The 19,229-nt window shown below is 43.8% G+C and carries 14 protein-coding genes and 1 tRNA gene; 8 read left to right on the plus strand and 7 right to left on the minus strand.

The genetic code is table 11. The annotated features are described in order from the left end of the window. Positions 1-503 precede the first annotated feature (503 nt). Positions 504-884 (plus strand): hypothetical protein, encoded by a 381-nt coding sequence (locus tag AACT52_RS17580; RefSeq protein WP_073632711.1) that lies wholly within the window; start codon positions 504-506, stop codon positions 882-884. A 99-nt stretch (positions 885-983) separates the two neighbouring features. Here the strand turns inward: AACT52_RS17580 and AACT52_RS17585 are convergent, their stop codons facing one another. The 6 genes from AACT52_RS17585 to AACT52_RS17610 all read right to left on the minus strand — a co-directional run bounded on the left by AACT52_RS17585 (position 984) and on the right by AACT52_RS17610 (position 8,469). Continuing rightward, positions 984-3,653, minus strand: a complete 2,670-nt coding sequence (locus tag AACT52_RS17585) for a DEAD/DEAH box helicase (protein ID WP_073632713.1) — start codon at positions 3,651-3,653, stop codon at positions 984-986. 174 nt (positions 3,654-3,827) lie between these two features. Then, positions 3,828-4,640: a pyrroline-5-carboxylate reductase gene (gene proC, locus AACT52_RS17590; RefSeq protein WP_073632715.1), complete on the minus strand. Its 813-nt coding sequence runs from the start codon at positions 4,638-4,640 to the stop codon at positions 3,828-3,830. A 145-nt stretch (positions 4,641-4,785) separates the two neighbouring features. After that, positions 4,786-5,376, minus strand: coding sequence for a cell division protein SepF (locus tag AACT52_RS17595; protein WP_073632717.1), 591 nt, complete (start codon positions 5,374-5,376; stop codon positions 4,786-4,788). A gap of 402 nt (positions 5,377-5,778) precedes the next feature. Further along, positions 5,779-6,453: a YggS family pyridoxal phosphate-dependent enzyme gene (locus tag AACT52_RS17600; RefSeq protein WP_073632719.1), complete on the minus strand. Its 675-nt coding sequence runs from the start codon at positions 6,451-6,453 to the stop codon at positions 5,779-5,781. Continuing rightward, the gene (gene pipX / locus AACT52_RS17605) at positions 6,450-6,728 is read right to left on the minus strand and encodes a transcriptional coactivator PipX (protein WP_073632721.1); all 279 of its coding nucleotides are present in this window, start codon (positions 6,726-6,728) and stop codon (positions 6,450-6,452) included. Before pipX ends, AACT52_RS17600 begins: the two co-directional genes overlap by 4 nt. A 145-nt stretch (positions 6,729-6,873) precedes the next feature. Beyond that, positions 6,874-8,469: an anthranilate synthase component I gene (locus tag AACT52_RS17610; RefSeq protein WP_073632723.1), complete on the minus strand. Its 1,596-nt coding sequence runs from the start codon at positions 8,467-8,469 to the stop codon at positions 6,874-6,876. Between the two features lie 33 nt (positions 8,470-8,502). Here AACT52_RS17610 and AACT52_RS17615 point away from each other — a divergent pair, with 33 nt between their 5' ends. From AACT52_RS17615 to AACT52_RS17630, 4 genes are all read left to right on the plus strand, one after another. Further along, on the plus strand, positions 8,503-8,640 hold the full coding sequence (locus AACT52_RS17615) for a hypothetical protein (protein WP_158054685.1): 138 nt from the start codon (positions 8,503-8,505) through the stop codon (positions 8,638-8,640). A 590-nt stretch (positions 8,641-9,230) separates the two neighbouring features. After that, a tRNA-Val gene (locus AACT52_RS17620) sits at positions 9,231-9,302 on the plus strand. Between the two features lie 774 nt (positions 9,303-10,076). Beyond that, complete coding sequence (locus tag AACT52_RS17625) at positions 10,077-10,994, plus strand: phosphate/phosphite/phosphonate ABC transporter substrate-binding protein (protein ID WP_073632725.1); 918 nt, start codon at positions 10,077-10,079, stop codon at positions 10,992-10,994. Between the two features lie 287 nt (positions 10,995-11,281). After that, positions 11,282-12,535: a serine/threonine-protein kinase gene (locus tag AACT52_RS17630; RefSeq protein ID WP_073632727.1), complete on the plus strand. Its 1,254-nt coding sequence runs from the start codon at positions 11,282-11,284 to the stop codon at positions 12,533-12,535. Positions 12,536-12,783: 248 nt separating this feature from the next. On the opposite strand, the gene AACT52_RS17635 is transcribed toward AACT52_RS17630, so the two are convergent. Further along, positions 12,784-13,707 (minus strand): Tll0287-like domain-containing protein, encoded by a 924-nt coding sequence (locus tag AACT52_RS17635; RefSeq protein ID WP_073632729.1) that lies wholly within the window; start codon positions 13,705-13,707, stop codon positions 12,784-12,786. 583 nt (positions 13,708-14,290) lie between these two features. On the opposite strand from AACT52_RS17635, the gene AACT52_RS17645 reads away from it, so the two are divergent. The 3 genes from AACT52_RS17645 (at position 14,291) to AACT52_RS17655 (ending at position 19,081) form a co-directional block, all read left to right on the plus strand. Continuing rightward, positions 14,291-16,204 (plus strand): serine/threonine-protein kinase, encoded by a 1,914-nt coding sequence (locus tag AACT52_RS17645; protein ID WP_073632731.1) that lies wholly within the window; start codon positions 14,291-14,293, stop codon positions 16,202-16,204. 262 nt (positions 16,205-16,466) lie between these two features. Beyond that, positions 16,467-17,366 (plus strand): SDH family Clp fold serine proteinase, encoded by a 900-nt coding sequence (locus AACT52_RS17650; RefSeq protein ID WP_073632733.1) that lies wholly within the window; start codon positions 16,467-16,469, stop codon positions 17,364-17,366. A 263-nt stretch (positions 17,367-17,629) separates the two neighbouring features. Beyond that, positions 17,630-19,081, plus strand: a complete 1,452-nt coding sequence (locus AACT52_RS17655; protein ID WP_198940952.1) for a hypothetical protein — start codon at positions 17,630-17,632, stop codon at positions 19,079-19,081. Positions 19,082-19,229 lie beyond the last annotated feature (148 nt).

Here is a 19,229-nt window from a genome sequence, read left to right on the forward strand (position 1 = left end):
TTTTTTCTTTTTCCATAAATAAATTTAGGGGCTTGTACCTTTTTCTTTCTGGTCAGAATTGCTGCATGAATTCAGCTGGCTGGGTGAAGAGTCGGGGTTTGAACCCCACGGCAGGGGAGCATGCACGAAGGTGAATCCTAAAGCACTGCCTCCCCAATTCATTCGTGGACTCCTTGGGAACGCCTAGCCCCCAAGACTCGCTTTGCTGTCTACCCTATTGTCTGAAAGTTGGCACACAACTCAAACAGCTTATCTCATGACTCTAGTCGCGCTCAAGATAAAAAGCAAAAATTTCTGGTTATTATTCTCATTCTTTTAACTTTAATTTGACAAGAGTGTAGGAAGAAAATTTAGCTTGCTTTGTGCTATCCAAGGAAAGGTTTATTGGGTTGAAAAAATAAGAAGAATTGTTGGTATTCCTGATAAAAAGTCTCTTGACCTGTAACAGTGAATTAGATTATCTTAGCGGTCAGGTAAAATTGCTAAGGACACGAAGGAAACCCATGAACAGAAAACTTATACTTAACTTGCTGTCTAGTTCCTCTATTTTTGTATCGCTGATGTCTACTTTGGCAGCCATTCATCCCGCACACGCTGCTGCTACCCAGGGACAGGGATTAATCCACACAAATGGTCAGACGTGTATAGCTAGCCCCCATGCTGCCAACAAGTTAGTCTGCATCCGGGATTCAGAGAGGAAGCAACAATCTCCTTCTACACCTGGTGGATCAACGGTGACTACAGGGCAGGCTGCTAAGAATATTGCTTCGGTAGAATTTACTGAAGAAGAAAGTGATGCTGCGATCGCCAAGTTTGGCTGCGACTGTCCAGCTTGTATAAACTCTTTACGCCAGCTGCGTAACACTGGAAACTTGGTGTATTAAGCTGTTTCCCTTGCCGCAATAACTGTAACTTTGAAATGAAAATTTAGTATTTAGGACTTAGGACTCAGGACTTAAAACTCCCAACTCCTAACTCCTAACTTATTCCACCACTTCATTAACTGGGAACCTATCAATCAGCTGCATAGCGCGATGGGCATTGCGCTGTAAGGAGTTTGATAAATGCGGTACGTGAGGAATTTGCGATAGTAAATCTAGCGTTCGTCGTAAAATTCGCACCACATCACCTTCATCCAAACTGGTATTTTCGCAAAGTTCTACCCACTCCATACCCAGCGCCCACTGTTCTACTAGGGCAATTAACTCAAACTCCAACCATATCGGTAAAGCCACATTATAACGACGTTGGTACTGAAACATCTTGCGGCGAATTCCCCGCAATCGTGACAAACCTTCTAGCACTTCCTCACTAAGATCAAAGCGAACCATGCTATCTGGACGTGGAGTTTCTGTTACCAAAGCCGCGATCGCAGCTGCTAAATGGTGTGGATCTAGGTTATCCAATTCTCCACTGGCAAATACTAAGCCCAACCACAATTCATTCTCTCCCCGAATCGCTGCAGCAATTTGCCCTAGTCGCGTGGGAACTAAGTTATCTAGGCATTCAAAGTGCTGCAAAATTTCAATTAAATTGAGAAACTCTTCCCAATTGCGCTGCGACTGCTGCTCTACTTGTGCCTGCATCTGTTGAATTTCGGCTTCAAGTTCAGCAACCTGTGTTCTGCGTTTGAAAATATTGCTAGCGTTGCCTGATTGATGCAGGGGATGAGCTTCTAATTGCTCTTGCACAGCAACAACGCGACTGAGTTGTTCTGCGACTTCTGGAGCCATATATGCAGCTTCCGTGGGATCGGGAATCTGTTGGGCGATTGCTGCTGTTTCCTTGTTACCAGGAAGCGACTGTCCCCGTTTTAAGGGCATCTCTGGTGGTGGTAGCAGCTGCTCTGGCAGGTCAATTCGCGGCAGTTCTGCATACAAATCCATGACATCAGCGGCTGTCGTGACATACCACCGGTTATCTCGCCCTAAGCATACCAGGTAACAAGTTTGAGCAGAAGCTGGCGTTTTCCCCACTAACACCGCTGTTATGGGTGCAGGCATTGTGAAGTTTTTACTCTTGAGGCTCAAAAGCGTTCCCGACACTGCAAAGTCTAACATCATGCCCAATTCCTCTTGTCGGGCATCCTGCGCCTGCTCTTGCAGTGTTTTCAATAGCTGGCGTTCGACTCGCAGGCGTTGCCGCAATTTCTCATAAACAGCCAGTTCTCCTTCATCAATGGCAGCGATTTGCGCTTGAAGCTGGGCGAGTTGTGTTTGCAAATGGGCTACATACTCGAACTGCGGTCTTAAGTGCAAGGTTGCCAAGTACTGTCCAAAGCTGCGTTCTATCAGTTCCCTAGCTTGTTCCAAGGTGTGGGTTTGCAGTAAGTTTAGCACCATGCCGTAACTTGGTGTAAACTGGCTGACTAGAGGGTCTGCTTTGGATGTTGCCAAATACGCCGCTTCTTTCGCCCCTTCAAAGGGGGTTTGCAGCGTCACCACATGACCCCGTTCATCCATCCCCCTACGACCAGCCCTTCCCGCCATTTGCAGAAATTCGGAAGCATTTAACAGGCGATGACCGGTATCGGTACGCTTGGAAAGGGTGGAAATGACTGTTGTCCTGGCTGGCATATTAATTCCAGCTGCCAAGGTTTCCGTGGCAAACACGACTTTAATTAACCCTTGCTGAAAGAGTTCTTCGACCAGCACTTTCCACGCAGGTAAAATTCCAGCATGGTGTGCTGCTATTCCCCGGTACAAGGGTGCAATCTGTCCAGAACGTCCTGCTTCAGGATTGCGGGTTAAAAATTCATCAATTTGCCGACGCAACTGCTGCGCCTCTTCGTTATTCACCAACCGAAAATCACCAACATCCGCCACGGATTTATCACATCCCCGGCGGCTGAAGATGAAGTAAATTGCAGGGAGCATATCCCGTTCTTGTAGCTGGCTCAAAACCTGAATAATACTGGGGGCCTCGGCTTTTACATGAGCTTTGCTTTTTTCTCCTTTTTTCCTCTTTTTCAACAGACGATGGTTGATTTGGGTTTTGTCATCATTGAGCAGAGGAAATAACCCTTTGACATTGCCAAAGTGAAACTCCAAAGGCACTGGGCGATGATCGGAGTATATGAGGTCGGTAGGACCGTGAACTTGATTTAACCAGTCGGTCAGTTCATCACTATTAGCAACAGTTGCTGAGAGGGCGACAAGTTGAATTTCACGGGGACAATAGATGATCGATTCTTCCCAAACTGTTCCCCGTTGACGGTCGTTCATGTAATGGCACTCATCTAGCACCACCGCGTCAACATCTACTAATGAAATGCCGATTTGCCCTATCGGTGTGCCATAGAGCATATTACGGAAAATTTCTGTGGTCATCACCAGAATCGGTGCATCTCGGTTAATGGAGGCATCTCCAGTTAACAGTCCAACATGGTCAAAGCCAAATTTTTCGCGAAAGTCACGTAGTTTCTGATTGGAGAGCGCCTTTAGGGGAGTGGTGTAAAATACTCTCTTTCTTCGCGACAGGGCGCGATATATGGCGTATTCCCCCACTAATGTTTTGCCCGACCCGGTGGGCGCACACACCACTACGGAACTTCCAGCATTCAGCGAAGCGATCGCATCTTTCTGGAACTGATCCAGTTGAAAAGGAAATACAGAACTTGGGTCAAGTTCTGGAGACAGCGCAGGGTAATTCACTCAATCACATTTGCAACCAAAACTGATTACTATATTAGCGACTCTTTTGTCAACTTAGTTATTAGTTATTAGTTATTAGCGATTCGGGATTTGGGATTCGGTAATAATCATTACGCATCAAAAAATTTCAGCATTCATTAAACAGCTAATCCCTAGTCGCTAGTCACCAATTTCTCACTTTCCCAATTCTTGGGAGCGGGCTGTTGCTGCTTTGACTGCTTCTATTAAAGCTGAGCGAAACCCTGCTCTTTCTAGTTGAGCAATCCCAGCAATTGTCGTACCGCCTGGACTGGTGACGCGATCTTTAAGTTCTGCTGGGTGTAATTTGGTTTCATGTAAAAGCTTTGCTGTTCCTAGTACAGTTTGCAAGGCGAGTTGATTGGCTATAGCCCTAGGTAACCCTGCTGCGACTCCTCCATCAGCAAGCGCTTCCACAAGCAGTGCTACGTAAGCGGGACCTGATCCTGATAATCCTGTCACCGCATCCATTAAGCTTTCTGAAACTTCCACTACTTCTCCCACCGCTGAAAAAAGTTGCTTTGCAGTTTCCTGGTGACTTGGTTTGGTATAAGCACCTGGAGATATCGCAGTTATCCCTGCCCCTACAGTTGCTGGTGTATTGGGCATTGCCCGAATCACTGGTAAGTGTCCAAAAGTCGCCTCTAACTGACTCAAAGTCACACCTGCTAATATGGATATTATCAGTGGCTTTGAATCGATAGCGATGACATCTGCCAATTCTTGAGCGATCGCACTAAACACCTGAGGTTTCACTGCCAAAAACACGACTTCCGTTGTTGGTGTGAAAACCAGACGATTATCCGCTGTGATCCCTACACCGTATTCGTCTTCCAGAAAACTTTGGCGTGAGGTTTGCGGTTCACTAACTAGGACTTCTGATGGTTGGTAAATTTTCCGAGCAATAAGGCGGGATAAGAGCGCTTCTCCCATTACCCCGCCACCAATCAAGCCAAATTTAGTAGTCATTACTCATAAGTCATAACTCAAGAGGAGACAGCGCTATGCAGGAGGGTTTCCAACTGGGCGGCGACTGGCGTTCAAAATTCAAAAGTCAAGAGTCAATGTCTTTGGACTTTAGACTCTTGACTCTTGACTTATCACTAATTTATATTTATTGTGCCATTCTGTTACCATCATTTCCCCAGGCTGGGTTTGGTCCTGTGGAACGTGTAGGACGAACTGTAGGTTGAGGTACTTCATGAAGAACTCCTGACTGAGTGCTAACTTGCACGCAGCTTGGTGTAAACAAAAAGATGCTTTCGCCAATCCGTTCTTGGTGTCCATCAAGTGCGTAAGTGCCACCTGCTACAAAATCTACGGCACGTTGTGCTTGATCCGGATCCATTATTGTCAAATTTAATACTACTGACTTCCGCTCTCGCAATGCTTGAATTGCTTGGGGCATTTCTTCAAAGGTGCGTGGTTCTAGCACCAATACTTCAGAGATCCCATTTATTGCTCCTGGCATACCAATAACATTACTCATCGGTTTTGATCCCGTTGCACTTACATCTCCCATTGTATTCATGGGTTCGCGCCACCGTCGATTTTGAGCAGCAGCTTCTTGCTGTGCTGGTTGGGCATTTTGTTCCTGATACAGATTTTGGTAATTTTCTGTATCTGGTTCTTCTTCATAATATTCGTATTCTACTTGCTCATTTAGACCTACGAAGTCTCTCAGTTTAGAAAATATATTGTTCATGGTTTGCGCTCCTAGTGCCAATCACTTTAACCAATATGGCAAAAACTGATTCAATTAATTTTTACCCCTGCTCATACCAGACAATTCAGCTATTTTCTGGCTGTTTGTACTATCTACTACAGGTTTTCGTTTGAACAAACGCTCGTGGTAAGACCTGTATATGTTTTATAGGCAACAATGAGTCAAGATTATATCTTAACCAGTTGACTTGGGGAAGTGCTTTCCTGTGAATATTCTGTTTCCTTTTGCTTTTGTCAATACTATATCCTTTGTGACCGATTGAACCAGTATGTTAGGAAATTTTTCTCGACAAAATTTTATAAGGAGTTTAGAAGTTCAAAATTTCAGTAATTTTTGTAACTTATATTACTTTTGAACTTCTAAACTTCTCTGTTTGCCTCGCTAAACGAGCAAACGCTCTCCAAACAAGATGGTTCCTAATCTCACCATTGTTGCACCCGCTTGCACTGCCAGTTTATAATCCCCTGACATTCCCATTGAAAGGTGTTGCATTTGAATGTTAGACCAGTTTTGTTCTTGGATCTCTTTTGCGAGTTCATGGGTGCGATTGAACACATTTAGAGTCTCTGAATCATTCAATCCCAAAGGTGGAATTGTCATTAAGCCCTGAATTTGTAAATTTTTGCATTCATTTAGGGCGCTTAAGTCAGCTAAGAGTTGTGATATGCTCCAACCCGACTTGTTAGGATCGCTCAGTATTTTGACTTGCAGACAAACCTGAGGGCTCACTTGTAGCTGTTGCGCCAATTGGTTTAAGCGTTGGGCGAGCTTCAAATTATCTACAGAGTGAATCCACTGGAATTGTTCAATGACTTTTTTGGCTTTATTGCTTTGCAAATGTCCAATAAAGTGCCACGTCAAATCTGATAAGTCTTGCAACTGAGCCTGTTTGCTAGCTGCTTCTTGGATGCGACTCTCGCCAAAATCCCGAATTCCTGCAGCATAAGCGCAGCGCATGACTTCGGAGGATACTTGCTTGGTGACAGCAATTAACCGGACTGAATCTGGTAGGGAGGAACGAAGGGCGATAATACGTTCGTTAATCGAACTGCTCATTGGAAGGTGCGTTGGAAAACACTCTGAAGCTGATCGTACTCCTGAGATTGTCCTGTACGGCGCAAATTACGCAAGCGATTTTCCAGCATCATTCTAGCCTCAGTACGTCCAATAGGCTGAAACTTCATACCTTTGACGTCGCTTGCTACTAAAAAGAATAAGCGTTGGGCATACAGTGTTGTGAACAACTCTTGGTTCTCATCTACCATACAAATCCTATAGAGCAAACCCCAAGTTGGATGATTTATGTAAGTTTCCGAGTTGTCTGAGTTCATTTAATATCGAGGGATGAGTATAAATATTTTTGCAGTTGAATAGAAAAATTTTGACGATAATGGACACATTTCGCCAAAATCTTGACTGAAAATCCTAAAAAACCCCAAATCAAGAGTCATCAGTTAATAACTCTGAACTACAAACTCAGGATTCAGGACTGATGCACTGTTGACTCATAACCATTGCCAGTGCCTTAAGTTGTGCCTGCGCTTTGTGCAAAGACTCATACCATTCTCTCTCGGGATCGCTATCTGCAACAATACCTGCTCCAACCTGTCCCCAAACGGTGTTAAGTAGGGAGTAGGAAGTGGGGATTGTAGGAGAGCAAGGCGTTGCGCCCGTACGGGTGTGGGGAGTCGTGAGATGGGGAAACACAGGAGAATTCGTTATTGTCTTCCTTGTCCCCAAGTCTACCTTATCCCCCCTGTCTCCTCCTGTAGAGGGAGATAATAGCAGGGTGCGGATCAAGATATTTAAGTCTAAGTTACCCCGCCAATCTAAATAGCCGCAGGAACCATAGAACAAACTACGCCGCATCGGTTCTAGTTCTTCAATAATTTCCATGCAGCGGACTTTAGGGCAACCTGTGATCGTGCCACCAGGGAACATGGCGCGAATCAAGTCAACGGCGTTGCAATCAGATTTTAAGCTACCTTTGATGTTGCTGACAAGGTGCATAACGTGGCTGTAACGCTCAATTGTTAGCAATTCGTCAACAGCAACACTTCCCCATTCGCACACTCGCCCTAAATCGTTGCGTTCCAAGTCAACTAGCATAATATGTTCAGCGCGTTCTTTGGTGCTGCACAGTAAATCTTGTGCTAGTTCTTGATCGCGGTTTGGAGTGATCCCACGCGATCGCGTCCCAGCGATCGGTCTTGTCGAGACGTGCAATTTCCCGTCTGGACATCTTTGTAATTGCACCAACCTTTCTGGAGAACAGCTCATAACCTCTCCCCAAGGGGTTTGCCAATAGCTTGCAAAAGGAGAAGGATTTATCTGCTGCAAAGCACCATAAATTTCCCAACCAGAAGCAGCAGTCTGTGCTTCAAACCGCAGTGAAAGATTCGCCTGAAAGATGTCTCCAGCCTGAATGTATTTTTTGGCACGCTTTACCCCAGTTTCATACTCCTGTTGAGAAGTCCAGAAATGGGGAGGTGGGGGGGATGAGGGGGGGAGTGGGGGAAAGATTTTCTCTTTGTCCTGTTGGTGTTGCAACTTGTTCTCCAACTCATCCAATTGTGCAAAATCACTGGCGGCTAGCCAGAGAATTTGCTCCCAGTGATCTAAGATGGTAAAACAATCGGGTTCGTACCAAAAAGCAACTGGAAACGGGAGAGTATCATATTTGGAACGCGCTAGCTGTTCAATTTCCCATGCAATGTCGTAACCTAGCCAACCCAGCCAACCACCAGTGAAGGGAAGGTGAGGAGGAATTTCTCGGGGTTCCGGCGTCCGAGCGTCTCCGTGTGTTCTCGTTTGTAGCAACTGTTCCAGAAACGGTAAAACTTGTCCAAGTGGTGGTGTCCACATTTGCACAACTCCATCGACGATCCGAGGAACGCCTGCACAGATAGAATATCGAGCTAATTGGGGACGGTCAAATGTTGCGTGGGGACTTTCTAACAAAGTGGCAATTTTAGGCAAACAGGTAGAGGTATGGCGAAATAAGGCTGCAAAAACATCAGAGCCAGTACGATTTTTTAAGGGGAGCGATCGCCAATACCAAGGCTTTGTCATAAAACCTCGTGGGAAGTATGGAAACGAGCGTGTATGCGTGACCTGAGAGGAAATACGACTCAAGCGAACGCCAGATGCTACAAGTCGGCAGAGCCGCCCACCGCACTGGCTCCTTTAGTCGCCTTGTTCCATTACCGCCTTGGGGTTACTGGATTCGGTGTACTTTTGTAATGTACTTTCAATGGGACAGTTACCATTTCAAATCGTTCACCCTGTACGCATAACGGTTTTGCTCATTCGAGCCTTCCCTTTCGGGAGTAAAGTTAGCTTCTCCCAAGGGGAGACGCTACGCGAACGACAATGTTATTGGTCGGTACTTTCCAAAAGACACTGACTTAACCCAATAAATCTGTTTAATCCTTTGGTTCTAGAGCAAGGAACTAGCACTCTCCTTGCTTGGTAGGACTTTAACTCTTGCCAATAACGTAGCACTCAAGGTACGCGCGTCTGGTCAACTATGGTCTGTAAACCTAGGCGCTTAAGCAAGCGTATCTTCAGACTCGGGTTGTTGACACTGTTTCTATGCTAAACAAACATTGGTGGACAAAAACGTGCGCTACGTCCCTTGAAACTTAATATCATAGCGGTTTTTCGTGTTCGTCAACACAAGACATAACCATTCAAACCCCTGACCGTATTTTTTCCCTCTGCGCCTTATGCAAAAAGGCTGTGCAACAGACATCTCCACAGAACACCTATGTCTTCATTGGCTTTTTGTACTTTGGAATTTACCGCTCTTATGTGTTATATTAAATAGAATTGGGCGATTAGCACAGTGGTAGCGCACTTCCTTCACACGGAAGGGGTCACTGGTTCAAATCCAGTATCGCCCATTAATTTATGTCAAATAACAAATAATTTGTTGTCATTTCCAGTATATCTTTGTCGCTACAGCGTCTTAGATAGTTGAAAACTTAGTCGGCAACCTGATGGTTAACAATCACGTTGGTTTATAAATAGCCTAATAGCGATGCCCCGAAGGGGCATCGCTTTGCGCGATCGCCTCGCCCTCGAGCGTTCCAGTTGCACGAGATCATCCTTTAAACTTTAGTCTTTTCCTTCTTTTTGTACGATTTCCTGTTTAACAGAGCAAACTTCCCAGCCTACTGGTACTTCTAAATATACCGAGTCTCAAGGGCTACCCAAAGATGGACATCTTTTTCAAGATTAAGTCCAAGGGTTTAACCTTGACTATTCTGTTCTAAATAAGATTCAAGAGTGACAAGCATGGCTTGTCCAAATCACTAGTACGTCACGGCGTAAATAGGGCAACCCTTCGGGTTCACCAGTCGCCTACGGAGGGAAACCCTCCTGCAGCGCTGGTTCACCATTTAAAATCCCTAAAAAGCCCATTCTATAATACTTTTGACTTTTGACTTTTGAATGCGTGACTTCCGCCTTGCGGTACTAGTCATTAAATTGGTTGATTAGCGTTTGTTTCTAATGATGTTCAGAAACAATGCAGGTTCGTCAACTAATATTTTCAAATAGCAACAAAATATATCTGAAAAATTAATTTTTTTCCGGAATTAGCAGATTAAGTACTTGAAATAGCGATAATCAAAATGTCTTTAGTTTGATAAATTATCTTAAATTATCTTTGAAGAATGAAAACCATTATTCTACGACGTATTTTGCTCATCCAGTTCCTAGTACTTATTGGGTTACTAGGAACTGGATGTAGTGACGAAAAAGAAGACATTAGATCGGAAAAATTGACTATAGGTGTGGTAAGTTACGGCGAAGGAGCGATTTCTCTAGACAAGTACGAGCGCTTCAAAGACTACATAGCAAAACAAACTCAGTCGATTGTAGAACTCGAACCAGCCTACAATGAATTGCAAGCTCTAGAGCAAATTCAGCACAAAAATTGGGACATTGTTTTTGCGCCTCCGGGTTTAGCAGCAATTGCCCTCGGCAAAGAACTCTACACTCCTCTGTTCTCTATGGAGGCAAGCAGTGGTAGACAACGCTCTTTGCTTATAGTCCGAGATGATAAACCAATAAAAACAATAGCAGACCTAGCTAATAAAACCGTTGCTTTAGGAGCAGCTGGTTCTGCTGCTGGCTATTATGTTCCTTTGTACGATTTGTACGGTTTAACCCTTGCTCAAATCCGTTTTGCTCCCACTCCAAAAACAGTACTACAGTGGCTCGCTGACGGTAGCGTTGATGCTGGCGCATTATCGGAAACAGATTTTGAGCTTTATCAGCGAGAGTTTAGTACAACCAAGTTTAGAATTTTACACACGAGCCGATGGATTCCTCCTGCAGTTGTTATCTTGGCACCGTCCATAGAGCGCAATCAACAGCAGCAAATTCAAAAAGCGATGAGCCAAGCGCCTGGAGATATTACAGCAGACGCTGGTTATGTCCCTCTAGCAAAAGTACCTAACTACGAGCAGTTCATTAAATTAGTGGAAAAAGTCACACCTCTTGAGGCGCAGGTCAAGAAAACACCCGCCGTCTTACTCAATCAACAATCTGCCAATCAACAGAAGGTTGGTGGACAAGCGGTTAACTAATGCCACTTGATAAATGTTCATCATTTCTTTGCGTTTTTTTTGTAAATTCTACTGATAAGTCATTAGATTCTCAAGAGGTTGGCGTGACGATGAATAAAGTCGTAAGGAAGAGATGGTCTATTTTGTAACAGTCTACTACTAAGCAAATATTGGGATTGTTATATAGTTATGATAGAAAATCTAGGCTCTATAAGCCTATTAAAGTTTTTACCTAATAAAGTTTTTACCTTAAAAACCTCAAAATTATTGATAAACGAAATAGTTAGGATAGTTAGGAGTGCAATGTTATGTCTCAGTCTTTTTTAATCAAACCAGAAATTGCCTCGGGAACGATGATTGATAATCGTTATATCATTCAACAACTGTTGGGACACGGAGGACTGGGAAGAACATACTTGGCGTTTGATACTCGTCGCTTCAATGAAGCATGCGTCCTCAAAGAATTTGCACCCACTGGATCAGGGGAGAATGCTCTAGAAAAATGTCGCAACTTGTTTAAAAGAGAGGCAAAAATTCTCCACCACTTGGAACATCCTCAGATTCCTCGTTTCTTGGCTTGCTTTGAAGGAGATGGTCGGCTGTTTTTAGTACAAGAATTTGTTGATGGTAAAACATATTCAGCCCTGTTGCGAGAACGGCAAAACCAGGGACGAGCTTTTTCGGAAGGCGAAGTTATACAGTGGCTAAAGAATCTGTTGCCTGTGTTGGAATATGTTCACCAGCACAACATTATCCATCGAGATATTTCTCCTGACAACATCATGTTGCCTGAGGGCAAAAATTTGCCGGTGCTGATTGATTTCGGTGTCGGAAAGCAGATAGCTGACCTTAACGAAGGTAGCAATGCCTACCACATGACTTTTGTTGGCAAAATGTCACTTGTGGGCAAAGTGGGATATGCTCCCCGCGAGCAAATTAGCTTAGGATTGTGTTCTCCAAGTAGCGACCTTTATGCTCTAGGTGTGACTGCAGTGGTACTGCTCACAGGTAGAGATCCATCGTTCCTCATGGATCAGTACTCTTTAGAGTGGAGATGGCATTTTTACACTAATGTCAGCAATGATTTTGCTCAAGTACTCGATAAATTGCTAGCCGATACGCCAAAGCAGCGATACCAATCCTCGAAGCAAGTTCTCGCGGAATTACAGCGTCTTGGACAGCCTCAAGTTATACCACAATCAACAATACTTGATTTACCTACGACTGTGATCGCAAATCCATCTCAGGCTGGAGCCAGAGGCTACTCACACAACCAAGATCCAGAAACAATAGTGAGTTCGCCTATAAGTTCATCTCAAAAGCAGCAAACTCCTGAAATTAAACCACAAACACAACCACAACAATCCTCACTCAATCCAGCTTTCATACAACGTTGTCAGCAAGAGCTAGCTTACTACATCGGACCTATAGCAAGTCTGGTTGTAGAAGAGACACTGGCTGAAACTCCTCACGTCTCACCCTACCAATTTGTTGAATTTTTGGCAGCAGAAATTGCCGATGCAGCAGCAGCTTTTGAATTTAGAAAACGCTTGTTTTCATGAGTCATACCAAGTTGCGTTCATACATATTAACAAGAAAGAACTCAGAACACAGTTGTCTTTTTTAGGAGAATTCTCAACCCGGAAATTGTAGTTAGCGGTATGACGTTTGTACGAACTCAATCAAGAGTAGAAGAGTTTAAGCCTCCGACCAAAATCTAGGAATTGGTGCTCAACAAAATCGCTAGGAGCACCCATCCCTAGCCAATTACAATCTGTGTTCTGTGTTCTGCGTTCTTCTTATTTAAAGCTTAATTTCCTGCTGCTCCTCCTGTATTTCCTCCGTGAGTACGTCTGATTCTTTTCATTGCCATTTCTAAACTTAACTTCATCCGTTTGAAAGCTTTGGCAAGATTACCAATTTCATCATTAGACATCTGATCAAAATCAACATCCATATGCCCCGTGCTAACTTCCTCGGCTATACGAGTTATCCGCTTGAGAGGAATAATAACTTGTCGATTCAAAAAGACGTTGACTAAAAGGATTATTGCTATAAAAACAGTAGACACAAGTCCTACTATTAATAAAGAAGATTGATGGGCTTTTTCAATGACTTTGCTTGCTGGTAATGAAATGATTTGAGCAGCGACAATTTGATTCAACTTCCACCCGAAGCCACCAACTGCGCCGAAACGGTCAATCATAGTTTTCGGCGCGGCTTCAGGAGTAGTATGACACTGAAGACACATTGGTTGGCTAATTGTTAGTGGACGTGCAATGTAAAATATGTCGCCACCAGGAAGTGAGCGAAATCCACTCACCTGTTTTAAATCTTTTTCTTTTATAAAACGCTCTAAAATGTTTGCTTCAAAACTATCAGCTTTATCCCGAAGATTTGTAGGATTTGTTGCTGCTTCTTTATAAAAGAAGTCCCGATATTCTGGTTTTTTTCGTAGAATTTCAAAAACTTCTCGTGCTGAGTATGCGGATACAACTTGGGGCAGAAACTTCTCTTCCAGTTTATCAGAGAGTTCTGGATAGATTTGGGTAAGTGTGTACTGACGTAGAGAAGTCATTGTGTCGATGAGTGTTAAAGCTCTTGAGGCAATTTCATTTGTAGCGTTCTGCCTCAGCAAAGCAGAAAGAACTAATCCACTTAAGCTTAAACCTACTACAAGAATTACGAGTAGCAAGAGTGTAAATTTTTGTTTCAATTTCAAATTTTTTAACATAACCCCAGATCATGTGAAAATAAAAGTACAAGGAGCAAATAATTGAAGTCATGCATGACCCGTTGCATGGATGGGCTGAGGGTGAATCTTACTTTACATAGGAATATAGGTAGTTACAAAATAACATGGTAGGATTCCGGATTCTATCCTAACATTTTTGAAAAAATTAGATGACTAGCAAATTATCCTTAATTATTAAATTAATCAAGGCATCTTTCTAGTCATTAGTTTGAAGAATTATGTATTCCTCAGCCTACAACCTTTGACTTTTGCTAATTAGAACTTTTTTATGTACTTTATCCCTCAGTTTGATAATTAAAACATAGCTAGTCTTAAAGTTGATTTGTTCAACCAATTTTAAGATGCTACCAACTTGCTAGTCGGCTGTTTGTTGAGTTGAGTAAGACGACTGTTGGCAGTGGGAGAATAAAATAAGGGGATAAAGTGACAAATAGCCTTGGGGACAAGGGGAAGAGAAAAAGTCATAAAGCCCACTTTCCTATCTTGTCCCTATTGCCTACTCGCCTCTGACCCAGCTTTCATACCGTGGCAAAATAAATAGCATAATTTAGCAATTAATCTAATGGTCTGGAATCCAGGACAGCCGTTATTTGGGGGACGTTACATCATCGAAAGAAAACTAGGCGAAGGTGGAATTGGTATCACCTATCTTGCCAGAAATGAACGGGATGAACTGCGGGTGATTAAAACCCTTAGAGAAGACATCCTCAATCACTCTACCTGGAAACCTCATCAAACCAAATTAAAGCAAGACTTCCGCGATGAAGCTGTTCGGCTTGCCGTGTGTCGCCATCCTCATATAGTGCAGATAGAAAACATTTTTGATGAAGGAAATTTGCCTTGCATGGTAATAGAGTACATCGAAGGTGAAGACTTAGGCAACCGCCTTCGGCGTATGGGGGTGTTATCAGAAGTTGAAGCGCTTTTGTATATCCGGCAAATTGGCGACGCTTTGAAGGTCATTCACTCTAAAGGCTTGCTGCATCGGGATATTAAACCGCGTAACATCATGATTCGCGCTGGCAAATCAGAAGCTGTGCTCATTGACTTTGGTATTGCCAGAGAATTTATCCCCAATGTTATCCAAAGACATACAGTGTATCGCACTCCTGGTTTTGCTCCCCCAGAACAGTATGACTTGGAAGCACCACGGGGAGAATACATTGATGTATATGCGCTAGCTGCTACCTTGTATACTTTAATTACCGGATTAATCCCAAGGAATGCTGATGACAGACGACGCCGCAACATTCCCCTAGAACCACCGAAACACTTCAATCCTAATATCAGCGACACAGTCAATCAAGCAATTATGAGGGGGATGGATTTGCAAGCTGATCTCCGCCCCCAGTCCGTACAGGAGTGGCTGGATTTATTGGATGGTGAGATCGATGAGGTTCCCCCCACACAGGTGATAACACCCCAATCACCACTCCCAACTCAGCACTTCCCACACCCCAACCCGCAATCACTCACACCATCTGTTGTGACTTCTCAAAGGTGGCAATGCGTACGTACCCTTAGAGGTCATTCCAGCATGGTTCTTGCCGTTGCTATTAGCTTGGATGGGCAGACTCTAGCTAGTGGTAGCAATGACAACACAATCAAACTCTGGCAATTAGAAACTGGTAAACAACTGCGTACCCTTGGTCGTTGGTTTTCTGGTCATTCCAACATTGTTTATGCCGTCGCCTTTAGCCCAGACGGAAACTTGCTTGCTAGTGCAAGCTGGGATGAAACCATCAAACTGTGGGACGTCAGTACAGGAAGAGAAATCCGCACACTAACTAGTCATGGTAACTGGATTAATTCCGTAGCCTTTAGTCCAATATCCCCAAACCCCTCGGATCAAGAACAAGAAACTGACCTGCGGAGATTGCCACCATCGAGCAAAGCTTCTGTAGGACTAGAGTGGATCTTAGCGAGTGGCAGTGCTGACAGCACAGTTAAGCTATGGCAAGTGAATACAGGCAGAGAAATTCGCACCTTCACAGGTCATTCGGACTCAGTATGGTCAGTAGCCTTTAGTCCGGATGGGCAACTTTTGGCTAGTGGAAGCGCTGACAGCACAATTAAGCTTTGGCAAGTGAATACAGGCAGAGAAATTCGCACCTTCACAGGTCATTCCTTTTTCGTTCACTCCGTAGCCTTCAGTCCTAATGGACAACTTTTGGCTAGTAGCAGTGCTGATAGGACAATCAAGCTTTGGCAAGTGACTACAGGAGAAGAAATTCGTACCTTCATAGGTCATTCCGAGGCAGTGTGTTCAGTTGCCTTTAGCCCGAATGGGCAGCTTCTTGCAAGCGGTAGTTGGGATAAAACTATCAAAATCTGGCAGATAAGTACAGGCACAGAAATCTGCACTCTTTGCGGTCATTCCAACTATGTCAGATCCGTTGCCTTTAGTCCAGATGGGCAGACTATTGTCACCGGCAGCGATGACGATACTATCAAAATTTGGCGATGCCAGCCCTAATTGAGGCAATGCATCTAATATTTATGTATTGATGATTACTTAAAAAAATATCCGCCACTCGACACATCCTTTGCGCCCTTAATGCCTCTGCGGTTCAATCCTTCTAACTCTCTAGATAGACTCAATATTTTCTAAGAATTGAAACAATAAGGACGGTCATCCTAATTTTGGCAATCTATCCTTAGCTGACATGCTTTTACTAAAGCAAGCAGATAGGAGGTTTACCTAAGTTAGGCATATTAATTTTAATTTTGAATAGCATATGGGCTTCGGTATAGGTGATTTATTTTGGGTTTTCCTCCTTCTTTCTTCCCTGCAACCGCTGTGGCAGAAACGTCAGATAGAGTACCGGCGCGTGCGTTCTCTACAGGAATTTCAGCAGCAACGTAAAAGCCGGGTGATTTTGCTCATTCACCGCCAAGAGTCTATCAGCTTTCTGGGAATTCCCGTATCACGTTACATCACCATTGAAGACTCAGAACAGATTCTGCGGGCAATTCGCCTCACTCCGCCAGATGTTCCAATTGACTTAATTTTGCATACTCCCGGTGGTTTAGTCTTAGCAACAGAACAAATAGCTAGAGCATTAATTCGCCATCCCTCCAAAGTCACTGTTTTTGTACCCCACTACGCGATGAGTGGCGGCACAATGCTTGCCCTAGCGTCCGATGAAATTGTCATGGATGCCAACGCTGTTCTTGGACCGGTTGATCCGCAACTCGGTAACTTCCCAGCAGCCAGCATCATTAAAGTTGTTGAACAGAAGCCCATTGGCGAAGTTGACGACCAGACTTTGATTATGGCAGATCTATCGCGTAAAGCGATCGACCAAGTACAGCGCTTTGTGCGGACTCTGTTGAAAGATACAGTACCCACACAAAAAGTCCAGCCAGAAAACATCGAAAATATTATCGATGCCCTAACAACTGGGCGCGTGACTCACGATTACCCAATCACCGTTGAAGAAGCAACGGAAATAGGGCTGCCCATAACAGTCGGACTGCCCCGTGTTATTTACGACCTCATGGATTTATACCCACAACCACAAGGCGGACGCCCCAGCGTACAATACATTCCCATGCCTTACGATGACCGCCGCCCAATTTTACCTACTCCCAAGGGTAGACCTTTAGAAGAACCTAGCCCAAGCCAGTTGAGTTAAGGCAGTTCATTATCTTGTTGGTGTTGGTGTAGGCGTTGCTGTCGGTGATGTTCCACGTGTGGAAGTAGGAGTCACTGTAGGTAACGCCTCTGGTGTAGAAGTAGGCGTTCTAGTTAGTTGGCTGTGATACCATATTTAATAAATTTTGTCATCTATATATAAATATATTATTTTAAAACAGCAGGTATAGGTTGGCAAGACCTAAAACCACGTAATTTAGAGATATTGTATTCAAAATCTCTACTTTACTTATTTAAAAGCCAATGGCTAACGTAAAACCTTTAACGCAACGTAACTTATGGTTTGAGCGATTGATGGCAATAATTGCCTCGGTTAATTTAGGCTTAGTTTTATTTGATTTAAGTTATGTTCCTTGGCGAAATTTTTACATACGAAATCTGCCCCAATTGACTCAGCTCTACGACCCAATTAAAGGGATTGAACCTCATCGAGAAACGGAAAACTATCTAGCAACAGTAGACGCACTGACAGAACAGGTGAGTCAAACAGGGTTGCGATCGCCTCAGGTGACAGAAAAACTAGAGGAACTCAGCCGTCTTAGTGGTGAGATGATTGACAGTAACCCGTTTGCGGCGGTTGATAAAAGTGGTACCTTGGAAAAAATCAAAAATCGGATGCGCGATCGCATAGGCGTAAAATCTTCCAAGCAAGCCTTTTCCACGTTCTGGAGTCAGGCGTATTTATCAAAACGTGGGTGGAACCAAGAAATTAATTTTTTTAACAAAACAATTCGTCCTTTAATTATCACCAACTACTACCGAAGTATTGGAGAAAATGGTGAATTCATTGATAAGTTTTGGATAATTGACTTACCATTTGTGATTTTATTTGCTGTAGAGTTACTGGCACGTAGCTTCTATATCAAACGTCAGCACCCTGGTTTTAGCTGGTCAAATGCGATTTTGTGGCGTTGGTACGACTTGTTTTTGGTGCTACCATTTTGGCGATATTTACGAGTTATACCTGTATTAATTCGCCTCGACCACGCACGTTTATTAAATCTCCATCCACTACGGCAGCAAATTCATCAAGGAATTGTCGCGAATTTTGCCGAAGAAATTACAGAAATTGTCGTAGTGCGGGTTATTAACCAGGTTCAGGGGTCTATTCAACGAGGTGAGCTAAAACATTGGCTGTCACAAAATGAAAACCTGCGTTCCTACATAGATATCAATAATATTAATGAAGTAGAAGCAATTGGATCTATTTTGGTAAAAACAATTGTTTACCAAGTGCTGCCAAAAATCCAACCCGAAATAGCTGCTATTTTGCGCCATAATATCGAAAGCGCGTTGAGAGGCGCTCCCATGTATCGCAACCTGCACTCCTTACCGGGGGTGGAGGTGATGCAAACTCAGCTGAGCGAGCAACTGGCAACCCAAATCACGGCTAATCTTTACAGTGCGATCAAGAGCGCAACAGAGGACCCAGTTGGAGCCAAACTTTCGAGTCAACTCTTGGAACGCTTTAGCGAAGCCTTGGGAACAGAAATGCAGAAAAAACACGTCCTCTCAGAAATTCAGAATTTACTTATTGACTTTTTAGAGGAAGTTAAGCTCAACTACGTCCAACGCCTGTCACAAGAGGATGTGTGGAAAGTTCTGGAACAAACCAAGCAGCTACGAAGACAGCCGTCAGTTCAGCCTGTGCAAGACAAAAACTCTGCTGCACTGGTGCGTAGAGAAGGAAGCTGATTGTTACTTTTCGAGACTAGTGATCGTTTCCTGCTGCGGGAATAAGCGAGAGCACTGTTTTGGGGATGAAAAATTGAGCCACACCCCCAAATTTTATTTGGGGGATTCTGGCGCTTAAGTTGGGATTAGCTTTTTGCTGGATTTTGTT

It is taken from the genome of Scytonema sp. HK-05 (genome assembly GCF_963872035.1).
Taxonomy (GTDB): Bacteria; Cyanobacteriota; Cyanobacteriia; order Cyanobacteriales; family Nostocaceae; genus Kalymmatonema.